At 46.2% G+C, this 14,108-nt stretch carries 12 protein-coding genes; 4 read left to right on the forward strand and 8 right to left on the reverse strand.

The genetic code is table 11. The features are described from left to right. Positions 1–93 precede the first annotated feature (93 nt). A complete protein-coding gene (locus H3V14_RS10645; protein ID WP_075914996.1) occupies positions 94–732 on the reverse strand; it encodes a 2-dehydro-3-deoxy-phosphogluconate aldolase in 639 nt (212 codons plus the stop codon). 530 nt (positions 733–1,262) lie between these two features. Between H3V14_RS10645 and H3V14_RS10650 the strand changes: the two genes are divergently transcribed. Further along, the gene (locus H3V14_RS10650) at positions 1,263–1,919 is read left to right on the forward strand and encodes a tellurite resistance TerB family protein (protein ID WP_198228550.1); all 657 of its coding nucleotides are present in this window, start codon (positions 1,263–1,265) and stop codon (positions 1,917–1,919) included. Positions 1,920–2,322: 403 nt separating this feature from the next. Here H3V14_RS10650 and H3V14_RS10655 read toward each other — a convergent pair whose 3' ends face one another. Further along, positions 2,323–3,252 (reverse strand): LysR family transcriptional regulator, encoded by a 930-nt coding sequence (locus tag H3V14_RS10655; RefSeq protein WP_198228576.1) that lies wholly within the window; start codon positions 3,250–3,252, stop codon positions 2,323–2,325. Between the two features lie 299 nt (positions 3,253–3,551). On the opposite strand from H3V14_RS10655, the gene H3V14_RS10660 reads away from it, so the two are divergent. Together H3V14_RS10660 and H3V14_RS10665 are read left to right on the forward strand one after the other, a co-directional pair. Continuing rightward, positions 3,552–3,839, forward strand: coding sequence for a hypothetical protein (locus tag H3V14_RS10660; RefSeq protein ID WP_198228552.1), 288 nt, complete (start codon positions 3,552–3,554; stop codon positions 3,837–3,839). Positions 3,840–3,939: 100 nt separating this feature from the next. Further along, entirely contained in the window at positions 3,940–5,073 is a 1,134-nt protein-coding gene (locus tag H3V14_RS10665) for a type III PLP-dependent enzyme (protein WP_198228554.1), read from the forward strand. Positions 5,074–5,507: 434 nt separating this feature from the next. Here the strand turns inward: H3V14_RS10665 and H3V14_RS10670 are convergent, their stop codons facing one another. The 6 genes from H3V14_RS10670 to H3V14_RS10695 all read right to left on the reverse strand — a co-directional run bounded on the left by H3V14_RS10670 (position 5,508) and on the right by H3V14_RS10695 (position 11,492). Next, a complete protein-coding gene (locus tag H3V14_RS10670; protein WP_198228556.1) occupies positions 5,508–6,671 on the reverse strand; it encodes an iron-containing alcohol dehydrogenase in 1,164 nt (387 codons plus the stop codon). 74 nt (positions 6,672–6,745) lie between these two features. Then, positions 6,746–8,311, reverse strand: coding sequence for a DHA2 family efflux MFS transporter permease subunit (locus H3V14_RS10675; protein ID WP_198228558.1), 1,566 nt, complete (start codon positions 8,309–8,311; stop codon positions 6,746–6,748). Between the two features lie 7 nt (positions 8,312–8,318). Further along, a complete protein-coding gene (locus tag H3V14_RS10680; protein WP_198228560.1) occupies positions 8,319–9,425 on the reverse strand; it encodes an HlyD family secretion protein in 1,107 nt (368 codons plus the stop codon). Between the two features lie 88 nt (positions 9,426–9,513). Continuing rightward, entirely contained in the window at positions 9,514–9,912 is a 399-nt protein-coding gene (locus tag H3V14_RS10685; RefSeq protein ID WP_075869166.1) for a Fur family transcriptional regulator, read from the reverse strand. Further along, entirely contained in the window at positions 9,902–10,711 is an 810-nt protein-coding gene (locus H3V14_RS10690) for an iron chelate uptake ABC transporter family permease subunit (protein WP_198228562.1), read from the reverse strand. Before H3V14_RS10690 ends, H3V14_RS10685 begins: the two co-directional genes overlap by 11 nt. After that, a complete protein-coding gene (locus H3V14_RS10695) occupies positions 10,704–11,492 on the reverse strand; it encodes a metal ABC transporter ATP-binding protein (RefSeq protein WP_198228564.1) in 789 nt (262 codons plus the stop codon). The genes H3V14_RS10690 and H3V14_RS10695 overlap by 8 nt, the downstream gene beginning before the upstream one ends. A gap of 257 nt (positions 11,493–11,749) precedes the next feature. On the opposite strand from H3V14_RS10695, the gene H3V14_RS10700 reads away from it, so the two are divergent. Beyond that, positions 11,750–12,664, forward strand: a complete 915-nt coding sequence (locus tag H3V14_RS10700; protein WP_198228571.1) for a zinc ABC transporter substrate-binding protein — start codon at positions 11,750–11,752, stop codon at positions 12,662–12,664. The last annotated feature ends 1,444 nt before the right edge of the window (positions 12,665–14,108 follow it).

Genomic DNA, 14,108 nt, shown 5'->3' on the forward strand with positions numbered 1-14,108 from the left:
AGGCTCGAATGCTGCCTGTTTGTCCGCAAGTCCGGTTATTTTTGCCAAGCTCTTATATTTCAATGAGCTTGGCTGTTTCTTCCCACCGGCTCTTCAGGCCGTCAATTTTGTTGCGTTTCTCGCAAGTTCGGTAATGGCTTTAAAATCGCCAGCATCAATTAATTTTTTCGGTGCCACCCACGAGCCGCCAATACAAACGACATTGGGCAATTTCAGCCAATCGGCAGCATTATTTTGCGAAATACCGCCCGTCGGGCAAAATTTTACCTCGGCAAAAGGTGAAGCCAGCGATTTGACAAAATCAATGCCGCCCGCTGCCGTTGCAGGGAAAAATTTTAAACATTGATAGCCTTCTTCAAGTGCTCCCATCAATTCGCTTGGTGTGACTGCTCCGGGAAGAAGCGGAATATCGCTATCCTCGGCAGCGTCGATGAGTTCGCCCGTCAGGCCCGGGCTCACAATAAATTTTGCTCCCGAACTTTCAGCCGATGCATATTGATCGCCGTTTAAAATTGTGCCGGCGCCGACAATGGCATCAGGCACATCTTCAGAAACCGCATGAATGGCATCAAGGGCTGCAGGGGTGCGCAGTGTGATCTCGATAGCTTTCAGTCCCCCTTCGACGAGGGCACGTGCTACCGGCACTGCATCTCCCAATCGTTCAATGACAAGAACCGGAATGACACTTTGTCCAAGCAAAATAGGTAAAAGACGTTCGGTCTTCTGAGACATTGTTGTTCTCCAAAAAGCTTTTTTAATTCTTATAAGCGTAAGGCAGGCTTTAGAAAAGAGTGTTCAGGCAAGTTTCCTATCGGCTTTGTCAAAAAGCGGGAATGTTCTCAAAAAGGTATCGTAACCACAATGAAAAGAGAAGATTGAAACGATCCATCATTAAAAATTCAAAAAACAATATCCGGTTTTTTAAAGTTTAAGAGGCTGCTTTAAAAAACTATCGCGAAAAAGACGAGGCGGGAAAAGTTCAATAGTTCGAGCCGGGGCTCGAAAACCAGCGCGTTTAACAAGACAGGCAACGAGGTCGTTTTGACAAATGAAATGGCGGGGCTTAGCCGATTTTTTGAAATGATGTTCAGAAAGCCGGTCATGGCATAACGGAAAAATATTGCCGTTTTATCGCGCCGTTCAAGGGGGATATTCTTTGGTATTTTCGCATCATTTTTGCTTTTGGGAAAGCTTGTAATAGTGCTAACGGGCGCTATCTCTTTTCATCAAAGAAGCGGGAGTTTCACAAAACGGAGACGACGATGATTGATACCAAACAGATTTTTAAAGATTTGCTGACCCCCGATAATTCCGCTTCAAAAGCTGTTACAAACCAGTCGACTTCCTCGACGCCATCTTCTCCCTTTTCGGTCGTTGATCTCATAGGCGGACTTTTTGCCGGCAACGAAAAAGGCAATATTCTTGAAGGCTTGATAAAAGGTGGCGGTTTGGCGGCCATTGCCAGTGTTGCTTTCAACGCTTTGAAAAACTTTGAAAAACATGATGATAATGCCAATTCCAAAGTTGATATGACAGAAGTCGGTCAAACCGGTGCCGATCATAATGGCGATTTTGCCCTGACATTGGTTCGGGCAATGATAACGGCTGCCAAAGCCGATGGTCATGTCGATGACAAGGAACGGGAGTTGATAAAAAACAAAATTGCGAGTTCGGGAATTGACCAAAAAACAGCCGCTTTTCTGATGGATGAGTTGAACAAGCCTGTTGATCTCGACAACCTTGTCAGCAATGTGAATAGTGACGAACAAAAGACCGAACTTTATGTCGCTTCCCGTATGACACTTGATCCGGAAAAGCCTGATAACCGCAAATATCTTGATAATCTTATGAATAAACTCGGACTGCCGAAGGATCTCGAACAACATATCGAACAGGCAATTGTAAGCTTTTTACGCTAGTTTTCTTGTCCTTCTCATTGTCAGTTGCCGTGGGCAGAAAACTTTAAAGCAAAGGCGCGGCTAAAATATTGTCGTCAAAAATGTTGCATTCTGCTCATGAAGCAGATTTTTACTGGCCCCCTCCTTACTCGGCTCCCCCTCTTACTCGCCCCTTTTGAAGGGCCTCGAAACAACCGGAACAAATAAATAACTGGAACACAATTTTTCGCTAACAGGCTGCGAGTGTCTATTATTTGTTCAAAGGTTTTGTGGGGTTGAAAAATCGGGACTGTTTTTTTAACCGGATGCTTGATCGGGCTGTTTGTCTTGTTTCGAGCCGTCCGGTTTTTTCTTGAAACCTCCGGTTACATCTTGGCATTTTGTTTACTGAAGGGGCGGGTTTTATTGAAAGGGCGAACGTGTTCTACGAGTTGGAAGCATTGATTTTTGTTTTCCCCTTTTGTTCATAATTCTTGAACCATTCGACCAGATAATCAATAAACATGCGCACCTTTGCCGGTAAGTAGCGCTTTTGCGGATAGACAATATAAAGGCCTGCGCCGTCTGTCATAAAATCATCAAGAACAGTTTTGATAAGGCCCGCTTCAAGTTCCTTTTCGGCTATAAAAAAAGGAATTCGGGCAAATCCGATACCGGCAATGGCAGCCCTTTTTATAATGATTGGGCCATTTGTTGCCATGCGTCCTGAAATAGCAACCGAAAAAGAGCTGCCGTCACGGTCTTTGAATAGCCAATGGTCGGAATTCAGGTTGTTTCTGTCGACAAGGCAGGGAAGCGATTTCAAATCGCGCGGTGTTTCCGGAACATTTATGTTTTTCAAGAGTTTGGGAGAGGCGACGACAACCGAACGGATATCCATAAGTTTTCGTTGGATAAGGGAGGAATCCTGCATGTCGGTAATGCGGATAGCAAGGTCGAAACCTTCATTCACAAGGTCGACGAACCGGTCATCAAGACTGATATCAAGGTGGATATCCGTATAAGCTGACAGAAAATCGATGAGTGATTGACCGATCGGAGCATCTGCAAAAGTGCGTGATGTACCGACTTTTATTCGCCCATGGGTGATTTTATTGGAGTGTGTAATTGTGTCATTAAGGTCGTCGAGTTCCTTGATAATCTCCAAAGCACGTGGATAATAAGCCTGGCCTGCTTCAGTCAAAGATAATTGGCGGGTTGTCCGGTTCAAAAGGACAGCGCCCAATTCGTCTTCAAGTTCATGAACATGTTTTGAAAGGAGCGCTTTCGATTTGTGTGTCTTGCGCGCGGCCGCCGAAAAACCGCCGGCTTCGACCACTTCTAGAAAGCCCCGTATTCTCGTCAATAACCCCAAGAATTTTACCCCTTTCCGAAACGGCGTGCCCACAAGCTGTTTTTTAAAGAGGTGGGCTTTGTCTTTCATTAACAGAAACGCATGTCGTTTAACAACGACCAGTTTTTCAGAAAAACAAGCCCTGTTTTTAACTGTCGACGCCACCAATTTTTATTGCAAACAACAGAATGTCCAATATTGGAACGAGCCTAAATAAAATTGTCTGAAGTCCAAAAAAAATATTGAAAGGTTGCTCCATTGCGCTTATATGCATCTTCGCCCAAAGTCGCACGTGCCTGTGGGTGTCCGCCGGTCCTCGAATGGTGAGAAAAACCGGTACGGTACCTGGACCTAACCGCTCCAGTCATTCTTACGGCCAACCGAAAGAATGGGGACATCTTGAAGCAACGACGGTGCGGGCCTTTCTGGTGTCTTTCGGCTGTCCAAAAGTCGGAATTACTGAAGAGGCACACCTCATTGCCTTCCGTGCGGATGCGGTTTTCGTTATTCCAATCAAAAGGCAGACAAAGCGGAGCAATGCGTTAGCGCGCTGTTCCATCGCCGCAAGTTTTATCGAGTTTTTTCCGGTACCTCCAATAACCGGTTGAAACGAATATAGACCTTGCACTTTGTCCATGGGCTGATCGTGACTGATGCCACGAGAAGCAAGATTTGGGGAACCCGAAGGGTTTCCTAAGGAGAACCGAAATGGCAACTCAACGTATTCGTGATTTCCTCGCAACACGACGCCCTGAAGGCCCGTGCATGATTCTGGATCTTGATGTTGTGCGTGAAAACTATGAAGGCTTTGTCAAAGCACTTCCCCAATCACGCATTTTTTATGCAGTAAAAGCCAATCCGGCACCGGAAATACTACGTTTGTTGGTGTCGCTTGGTTCATCTTTCGATACGGCCACTGTCGCCGAGATTGAAATGGTTCTTGATGCCGGTGCAACACCGGATCGTATTTCTTTCGGCAACACCATCAAAAAAGAGCGCGATATTGCCCGCGCTTATGAATTGGGTGTTTCACTTTATGCAGTCGATTGTGTCGAAGAAGTTGAAAAAGTTGCCCGTGCTGCCCCCGGTGCGCGTGTTTTCTGTCGCGTTTTGACAGATGGTGAAGGTGCCGAATGGCCGCTTTCACGCAAATTCGGTTGTGTGCCGGAAATGGCTGTTTCGGTTTTGCGTCGTGCCCACGAATTGGGTTTGAATGCCTATGGCGTTTCTTTCCATGTCGGCTCACAGCAGACAAATCTGAATGCGTGGGATCGTGCGTTGGCAGATGCTTCCAAAGTTTTCAGAACACTGGCCAAGGAAGGCATTGTGTTGAAACTTGTCAATATGGGCGGTGGTTTCCCGACACGCTATTTGAAAGATGTGCCATCGGCACAAGCTTATGGCATGGCGATTTTTGATAGCCTTTCAAAACATTTTGGCAATCGCATTCCCGAAACAATCATTGAGCCGGGACGCGGTATGGTCGGAAATGCCGGCGTTATCCGCTCTGAAGTTGTTCTGGTTTCCAAAAAATCGGAAAATGACAAGTTGCGCTGGGTTTATCTTGATGTCGGCAAATTCAACGGTCTTGCCGAAACAATGGATGAAGCTATCCGCTATCCGATTGAAACAGCCAAGGACGATGACGAAAAAGTACCATGCGTTCTTGCCGGACCAACCTGCGATTCAGCCGATGTGATGTATGAAAAAACACCTTATCCTTTGCCGATTTCACTCACTGTTGGTGATGAAATCCTGATTGAAGGAACCGGTGCTTATACAACGACCTATGCTTCTGTAGCTTTTAACGGTTTCGAGCCAATCCGGTCTTATGTCATCTGATAGGTCAAAACCCGATATAAGCAGCAATTTACGCCCGTAGTTTTCTGCGGGCGTTTTTTTATCATTCGGCTTATTCCTTCTCGCCCAAATATCTCATGTCGCGGGGTATCTATGGAGAAAGGATCTTGAAGATTACTATCACGCGAATGATTGGAAACTTGTCCAATTCTCAATTTACAGTCAAAAAGCCCATCTATTTTCTTGTCCATCCGGTTTTAACGCTGAAAGGGCTTCCGGAGCCGAACTTCGGATTTTCTGTCTGAAAGGGGAGAAAAGCTTCGGGAAGCTCATGGTTCTGGCGGTTGCGGTTAAGTGCAAAATGTCGCGGTATTTTTTTAATGACGGTTTTTCTTGTCCGCTCGTGTGAGCCAAGTGGAAAATTCCAAAAGAAATGTGTTATTATAGCGCTGATTGCGAGGAAAAATCCGCTTTAATTATTTTTTGCGGTTCATTTTTCCGGCAATTGCTGCATTCAAAATGGCAAGCGCTGTTTTTTTGGAAAGCCGGACAGTTGGTTCATCCGGCCCTTGGTCTTCAACGGCGACATTTTCAATCAATGCCTTGTCTTTTGCTTTGATTTTCTGATCTTTTGTCAAGCCTGCCAATTTTGTTGGAACATTGGCCGATTTTCGCAAATTCAACAGATGGCGGATAAAGCCGTTGAAACCACCTTTTATATTAAGGCGCTCGGCAAGCGTTGCAATTCTGCTTCCCACTGCCGATTGGTTATAAGCCACGACATAAGGCAAAAGCACACCTGCAGTCATGCCGAAATGCGTTTGGTAACGATTGCTTATCGATCGGGCGAGGGCGCTGGTCATGCCTAAGCCTTTCTTTGCCGCAAGTGCACCAGTGAGCGAGGCGGATGCCATTGCCATTTGCGCTTCATTATTTGAACGGTCACTGACTGCTTTTGGCAAATAGGCAAAAACGAGGCGGGCTGTTTCGAGTGCCAGAGCATCCGAAACGGGATTGAATGTCGGATAGCACCAGCTACCAATCGCATTGGTAAGTGCATGCATACCCGCGCCGGCTATAAAAATAGCAGGTGCAGACCCTGTTAAAACCGGATCGGCTACAACGCATGGCGGCATCATGCGTTTGTCATGTATTGTAAAACCGGTATTGTTGCTATTGTCGATAATGTAGGCGTTATCACTGATTTCTGCACCGCTTCCGGCAAGTGTCGGCATTGCAACAAGCGAGGGGAGAGGCGTATAAAGCGAGGGGACTTCAAGTGTTTTGACATTCGCGCCTTTTGCACAAAACAGGCGGGTTAGTTTGGCAAGATCTATTGCTGCTCCACCGCCAAAGGCAAGAATAGCATTGAAACCGCCGCTCAAATAAAGCCGAACAGTCAATTCCAATGTTTCTCTGGAGGCAGTTCCGTCGAGCGAAGAAAAAACGCCGAACGGCAATTTCAATTTGTCAATGCGTTTGAGCAGTTTTTTCAATGCCGGTGATTGGCTAAGACCGCGATCGGTCAAAACCATAACGGCTTTGACCCCGTTTTTTTCGAACACGGAGCCAAGTGCTGCAAGGCTTTTGGGCCGCAACAGAATATCAGTCGGAAATGTCCATTCGCTGGCAATTGTCATAAGCTATACTTACGCGAGAAGCGTAAAAAAAGCAAAACCCTTGATCGGTTTTTGCTTTTTTAGCCTTTCGCACATTAATGCCCGCCAACTCCACCGCTTAATGTTTTCGGTTTTTTTACAGCAAAAACCAGAAGTGTCAGAATTGCGAACAAGAGAGTAAGAATAAAGAAAGCGTCGATAAAGGCCATGACTGTCGCTTGCTGGCGGACAATATTATAGAGCTGCATCAAAGCCGAATTCTTCGGGTTCAAGCCTGCCATATCAAGTTTGTTTGCCAAAGCATTCAACAGGTCAATCGCCTGCCGGTTTCCCCATTGCACGCTTTCGGACAGTCGCTCATAATGAAAATCGGTACGCCGCATGATAATGGTGTTGATGATTGCAAGCCCCACAGCACCACCGAGATTACGGGTGAGGTTGAAAAGACCGGATGCGTTTTTAAGTTTTTCAGCTGAAAGTGTGCCAAGTGCAATGTTGTTGATCGGCACCATACACAGGATGAGCGAGCCGCCACGTAAAATTTGCGGCCAGAACAGTTCCCAGAAATCCCAGTCGGATGTCATTCCGGTGACGAGCCAGGTTCCCCAGCCAAAACCCGCAAAACCAAGCCCCATCATTAAACGCGGGTCAAGCTTGGTCGAAAGAAAACCGGCAAGGGGGGCGGAAAAAAACATCATCAAGCCGGAAACAAACATCGTCTCGCCGATCATCAAGGCGTCATAACCACGAATTTCGCCAAGATAGAGCGGATAAAGATAGGTAAGTCCGTAAAGTCCGATGCCCATAACGAAAGAAAAAATCGAACCGAGTGCGAAATTCAGATTTACAAAGGCCTTGAGATCGACAATCGGGTTTTTCGCTGTCAGTACGCGCCAGAAAAACAGAACGGCAGAAACACCCATGACAATGGTAAAACGGAAGATCATTTCGTCTTCCATCCAGTCATTGCGCGGACCTTCTTCAAGCACATATTCAAGGGAGCCGAGAAAGGTCGCCATGGTAATTAAACCGAACCAGTCGAAGGATTGGAAAAGCGAGCTGTCGCCTTTATCAAAATCAATGAGCTTCCATGAAGCAATGGTTACGAGGATCCCGAAGGGCACATTGACAAGAAACAGCCAATGCCATGAAAAAGCATGGCTCAGATAACCGCCGACTGTCGGGCCAATCGTGGGGGCAAGCGTTGCCACCAGTCCGATAATGGGAGAAACAATCGGCTGTTTTGAAGGCGGGAAAATGGTAAAGGCTGCCGCAAACACGCTTGGAATCATGCCGCCACCGATAAAGCCCTGAAGGGCACGGTAGGCAATCATCTGTTCAATCGAGCCGGCTGTTGCACAAAGGGCGGATGCAACAGTAAAACCGGCAGCCGAAATTGTAAAAAGCACACGCGTTGATAACAACCGACCCAAAAATCCCGATAACGGGATCATAATAACCTCGGCAATGAGATAAGACGTCTGCACCCAGGCTATTTCATCCGAGCTTGCCGAAAGTCCCGCCTGTATTTCCGACAAGGATGCAGAGACAATCTGGATGTCGAGAATAGCCATGAACATGCCGAAAACCATGGCCACGAAGGCCACGATTTTTTTCGGCTCAATATGCTCTTCCATGTGGGGGGGACTGGCAGCGGTCATCAATACCTCACTTCGTTGCCAATGATTTTGCACCTTCCGGTTTTGTGCGCATGTCGACGCTGACAACTACGCTCATGCCGGCACGAATGCGCCCTGTTGCCAGAATATTTTCAGGTATCGAAATTCTGACCGGAACACGCTGGACAATTTTGGTAAAATTTCCGGTGGCATTTTGAGGAGGTAAAAGCGAAAAAACAGCACCTGATGCAGGCGACAATGAAACGACCGTGCCTTCAAAGCTTTCGCCATCAAGCCCGTCGACAGAGATGCGCACTTTTTCACCGCCATAGATTGAAGGCAGCTGGGTTTCTTTATAGTTGGCGTCAATGTAAAGCGCATTAACAGGAACCAGTGCGGCCAAACGCTGTCCGTTGACGACATAATCACCTTTTTTACCGGCAAGATTTCCCAAAACACCATCAAAAGGCGCGCGCAACACTGTAAAATCAAGGTCGCGACGGGCCTTGTCGCGTGCGAGTTCAAGACTTTTGGTTTCGCTTACCGCCTCGTCATGTTGTGCTTCAAGAACCGTGATGTTGGCAGCTGCTGCCGCAATTTGGGCATTGGCACGGGTGACATTGGCAACAGCTTGGTCGTAAGCCGATTGGGCGTTATCGACAGCCGATTTTGCAACGAAACTTCCGACATTCAGCTCTTTTGCACGTTTTAACGTAATGTCGGCATTAACGGCGACTGCATTGGCCGCGTCCTTTTGTGCATTGGCTTCGTCAAGCGACGTTTTGGAAGCGGCAATCTGCGCCTCAATCCGCGCAAGTGTACGGCTTTGCGTTTGAAGTTTTGCTTCTGCTTCGTCATAGGCGATTTTATAATCGCCATCATCAAGACGAAACAGCACATCGCCTTTTTTGACATAATGGTTGGTTTCAACCGGAATGTCATTGATATAGCCGTTGACCTTTGGGGCAATCGAGGCAATATCGCCTTGCACATAAGCATCATCTGTTGTGACGAGAAAACGCCATTCGGTAAGCCACCTAAACCCCAGCCACAAAACTGCAATGGCTGCAATAATTGCAATCGCTATCGCAATTTTTTTGTGCGGGCGTTGTTTGGCCTGAGTTGTCTTGTTTGTGCTGTTAGAAAAATCTGTCATGGGACAAGGCTTCCAAGTCTGATGAAAGAGTGCGGTGTTTAACCAAAACGGGTTCAACCGTCAATAAAATGGACACACCGACAACGCTTCAGACCCGCTTCGGGTTGCATCTGGTGCATAATCCGCGAATTTCTATCGTCGTTGTGCGCGGTAAAAAGCCTTCTTTTCGTGTCATTTGAAGAATATTTTCTGCAATAAGCGGATTTTCGATTTCCGCAACCCGATTACAGTTTTCACAAATGATAAAGACCGTAAGCCCATGATTATGCTGGTCGGGATGTGAACACGCCATAAAAGCATTGACGCTTTCGAGCTTGTGAACCAGTTTTGCGGAAACAAGTTTTTGAAGTGCACGATACACTTGCAATGGCGCGCGAAAGCCTTCTCCATGCAACCTGTCAAGTATTGTATAGGCGCTTAATGGCGCCTGTTCTTTTTCGAGGACTGAAAGCACCAACATCTGGTTACGGGTGAGCTTATCTGTCATGGGAAAATTCCTTGATTACTCCACTTATCAGTCTGCTTGCAATAAACAGGATAAACAGTGCAACAACAACGCTGGGGCCCGAACGGCTGTCAAACCGGATCGAGGCGTAAAGCCCGAGAACCGTTCCGATAATACCGATCAAAGCAGCAAGAATGGCCATTTGTTCAGGGGTTGATGAAAAACGCCGCGCAGTGGCAGCAGGAATAATGAGAAGTGCCGTAATCAGAAGTATACCGATGATATTTATGGCAACCGCAATAACAATGGCCATAAGCAACATAAAAATGAAACGGGCGCGTTCCGGCTTCATATTTTCTGCCTTCGCCATGTCGATATTGATCGTCAGTGCGAGAAGCGGACGCCACAAGAGAAAAAGCACAACAAGAACGACGGCGCATCCGATCCACACCGTCAACACATCTGTGCGGGAGACAGCCAGAATATCGCCGAACAGGTAGCTATTGATATCAATATTTGTCCAGGTCATGAAGCCAATCAGGATAAGCCCGATTGCCAGTGTTGCATGGGCAAGGATGCCGAGAAGCGAATCGCCCGACAGTTTTTCTTTCGCCTGAAGAATAAAGAGTGCAATCGAAACAATGACTGCAACAAGGAAAACACCAATTACCGTATCAATGTTGAAAAGTAAGGCAAAAGCGACACCGAGCAAAGCCGAATGGGCCATAGTATCGCCAAAATAGGCAAGTTTTTGCCAAACAATAAAACAGCCGAGTGGCCCCGCCATCAATGCCACGCCAATTCCCGCTAAAAACGCTCTTACAAGATAATCGTCAAGCATTGTCGTTGGCTCCGATATTTTTGGTTGTTTTTCCGGCCGGAGTGTTGATGACAGCACCATGAATGTTATGCCGGTGGTTATGATGATGCTCATAAAGTGCCAGACCGTTTTCGGGTATTGCACCGACAAGGCGCCCGTAAGCTTCGCTTTGTGCAACCTCGGTTGGTGCTCCGCTGCAGCAAATATGGCCGTTTAAACAAATCACGCGATCGGTAGCTGCCATGACAATATGAAGATCATGGGAAATGAGAAGAATGCCGCAATCAAGTTTTTTGCGCAGGCTCGCAATCAACCCGTAAAGTTCGGTTTCTCCATTATAGTCGACCCCTTGCAAAGGTTCGTCGAGAACAAGAAGATCAGGTTTTCTCGCAATCGATCGTGCAAGAAGCACCCGCTGCAATTCCCCGCCCGAAAGATCGGCGACATTGGTATTTTCCAAATCGGCAACGCCTGTCTCGCTCAAAACCGATGCCAGTTTTTGGGCATCAAGTTTGGCTGTCAATGTCATGAAACGGCGAACCGTCAAAGGTAGGGATGGGTCAATCACCAATCTTTGCGGCACATAGCCGATGCGCAAGCCTGCTTTTCTGGTCACAGTCCCCGCTGATGGCTTCAAAATTCCCAATGCCATTTTTGCTGTGGTTGATTTTCCCGAACCGTTCGGACCAATCAGTGTAACGATTTCACCACGATAGATATCAAGATCTATATCATGGACAAGCCAGCGACCATTGCGTTCGATGCCTGCTTTTGTAAGCGACAACAGCCATTCTTTATCCATTTTTCCAATCCTCAAATCGTTTCATGCAATCAACCATAGTTTCTGCCAATCAGATTCTGCCAATCAAAGTTTTGACTTGTCATTATCCAATCTTCAGTCATGAAAATCAGCCTAAGCTCAACTATGATTCCTCCTTCACTACACTAAAGTTTGACGGCAAACGCCTTGCACTTCTTCAACAACTGGCTTAATACAAAACTGTAATGTAATAAAGTAACATTTAAAGGTTAAAATTGTTTCGGTCTCTTTATTATACAATGGCTGCATGCGTGCTGATTTTCGTCTCCGTCATCAAAGCACAAGCGTCTTCGGTCCCTCAGGTAGTGGTTTCCATCAAACCACTTCATTCATTGGTCGCCGCAGTTATGGGAAAATTGGGTACACCGGCGTTGATTGTTAAACAGGCCGGCTCGGAACATGGATATGCGTTAAAGCCATCAGATGCGAAAATGTTGTCTGAAGCCGACATTATTTTTATAGCAAATCCCGATATGGAGCTTTTTCTTGCCAAACCGATAGAAAATCTCGGTGTCAAAGACCGGATGATTGCGCTTTCTGCTGCACCCGGTGTCGAGCTTCTCCCGATCAGAGAAGGTGGTTTGTTCGAAGGCGAAGATGAAAACCATAGCCATAGTGGTAAAGATGGACACGCAATGGATTTCCATTTCTGGCTTGACCCCGAGAATGCCCGGAAAGTTGTCATTTATGTAGCCGATGTTCTTGCTAAAAAAGACCCCGATCATGCGGATATCTATCATAATAATGCGAAAGCCTATGATAAAGTGCTTGCCGACACCGAGCAGAATATAAAAGAAACTATTTCACCATTCCGTGACAAAAATTTTATCGTTTTTCATGATGCTTACCATTATTTCGAACATCGTTTCGGTCTTCATGCAGTCGGTTCGGTGGCACTTGACCCTGAACGTCAGCCAGGTGCTCAACGACTGAGTGCAATCAAAAACACCATCGGCAAGGAAAATGTCGTTTGTGTTTTTGCCGAGCCGCAATATCCGAATAAACTTGTTGATGTCGTTATTGAAAATACGTCTGCCAAAGTCGGCATGCTTGACCCGTTGGGACAATCATTACCGGAAGGTTCAGGTCTCTATCCGGAATTGATCGCCAACCTCGCCGATAATTTGGTCAATTGTCTAACCCGCGATAAGTAAGATTCCGTCGGCAAATAGTGTGCAAGCATCTTTCTTTGCCATCGAACCTGTTATTGCGATGCCGTAAAACTGTTTGTTTTCGACGCCGGTTAGCGTTCGAAATACTTCAACGCCTGTTTGTCGCCGATATAACAGGGTAAATTTGATTCATTCAGGTGCTTAATAACATCCTGCAAGTCTTATGACTTGTATTTTCTCCCTTTTTTAAAAGTGGACGTTACTTATTGAGCGAGAGCGTTTGCGTCACCGAATTGTGTGTATCAGGATAGGGGCAGACGAGATTGCAGGAGCCTGTCGTCAATTTGGGTGATACTCCCGACATGTTTTGACCGATGCATTTTCCATTAGAGGAGCCAGTCAAATAATTTCACACCTCTTCTATATCTGTTTCATTTTTATGAAGTGATGCGCTCTCCGTCATTTTATATGTCGTCTGTGTTTCCCAATTTAAAACCGTAAAAATCCTTTGACTCTCGGGAAAATCGGTAAGTTGCCCGAATAACGGTTTGCCGCGATGGAACGACCGGTTTTTTGTTCTGTCATTTCAAACAAAAATGAAAATTTTCATTTTTTCGGGAACTTCAATGGAATAATTGCATTTAAATGCTGAAAAACGTTGCCACGCCTATCGGATAGCAAGTTTTCATTTTCGTGTAGTTGGTGGCACTTCGGGTTTAAAAACTTATTGGTCGGTCTATGTCTTTCAAAATCGACCAGCCGAGCAAAGTTTTTTAAGAACGCAAATTTCTCTCCTCGGGTGATCAGTTGAATTCATGATTACGAAACGAGAGTTGCGAACTTTATAACACTGTCAGTATGGGGCGGGGGTGCCCCCGTTCCGCAACTGGTCTCGCAGGATCAGTGGAATCAACCGTAAATGCAAAAGAAGATGAGAAAGTTCGAAAACACGAAGTCCTCGAATTAATGCATGTGAGTGAAGACGTATACAGAAAAAAACATTGGTCGATCCGAAACATTGCGGGAATCAAAAAAGACAGACTCGAAGAGACGACCATAAATCACAGGCTATCCAATTGGCCGATAGCGCGAACGTTCCAGACATGCCGCAAAATCAGGGTGATTCTTGTCTGTGAGACGTGATTCTTGAAAAAAGGGCGTTGATTCTGTCAAAAAGGCTTCAAAATGCTCTAAGACGCATTTTTTTCGAGCGTTTTTCGGTTCTGAAAGTGGGGATAAACATTTCTGGCGGAAAATTTTCGCCTTTTTTGAAACTTTGGATGCGATTTTTTGGGCCATTTTTGAGGTGTAATCGTTAGCCGGCACACGGTAAGATTGAATCGACATAAAAAAACGAAAAAAGTGCATTTTTTTTCGATATGTCTGTTGACTCTGGGAGAGAGTGAGGTCTATATGAGCGCCACAACGAGGGCGGTACGCCGCTGGCGACAGTGAGTTGCGCTCTTGGAAAGAACGGATAGATTAA

Source organism: Bartonella sp. W8151, from assembly GCF_016100385.1.
GTDB classification, from domain to species: domain Bacteria; phylum Pseudomonadota; class Alphaproteobacteria; order Rhizobiales; family Rhizobiaceae; genus Bartonella; species Bartonella apis.

What these genes read in the sequence shown, in the direction of transcription:
- H3V14_RS10690 (WP_198228562.1), bottom strand. Translation starts at nt 10,711, where the DNA reads ATGCTTGACGATTATCTTGTAAGAGCGTTTTTAGCGGGAATTGGCGTG.
- H3V14_RS10660 (WP_198228552.1), top strand. Translation starts at nt 3,552, where the DNA reads ATGGTGAGAAAAACCGGTACGGTACCTGGACCTAACCGCTCCAGTCAT.
- H3V14_RS10650 (WP_198228550.1), top strand. Translation starts at nt 1,263, where the DNA reads ATGATTGATACCAAACAGATTTTTAAAGATTTGCTGACCCCCGATAAT.
- H3V14_RS10695 (WP_198228564.1), bottom strand. Translation starts at nt 11,492, where the DNA reads ATGGATAAAGAATGGCTGTTGTCGCTTACAAAAGCAGGCATCGAACGC.
- H3V14_RS10680 (WP_198228560.1), bottom strand. Translation starts at nt 9,425, where the DNA reads ATGACAGATTTTTCTAACAGCACAAACAAGACAACTCAGGCCAAACAA.
- H3V14_RS10685 (WP_075869166.1), bottom strand. Translation starts at nt 9,912, where the DNA reads ATGACAGATAAGCTCACCCGTAACCAGATGTTGGTGCTTTCAGTCCTC.
- H3V14_RS10675 (WP_198228558.1), bottom strand. Translation starts at nt 8,311, where the DNA reads ATGACCGCTGCCAGTCCCCCCCACATGGAAGAGCATATTGAGCCGAAA.
- H3V14_RS10665 (WP_198228554.1), top strand. Translation starts at nt 3,940, where the DNA reads ATGGCAACTCAACGTATTCGTGATTTCCTCGCAACACGACGCCCTGAA.
- H3V14_RS10645 (WP_075914996.1), bottom strand. Translation starts at nt 732, where the DNA reads ATGTCTCAGAAGACCGAACGTCTTTTACCTATTTTGCTTGGACAAAGT.
- H3V14_RS10670 (WP_198228556.1), bottom strand. Translation starts at nt 6,671, where the DNA reads ATGACAATTGCCAGCGAATGGACATTTCCGACTGATATTCTGTTGCGG.
- H3V14_RS10700 (WP_198228571.1), top strand. Translation starts at nt 11,750, where the DNA reads ATGGCTGCATGCGTGCTGATTTTCGTCTCCGTCATCAAAGCACAAGCG.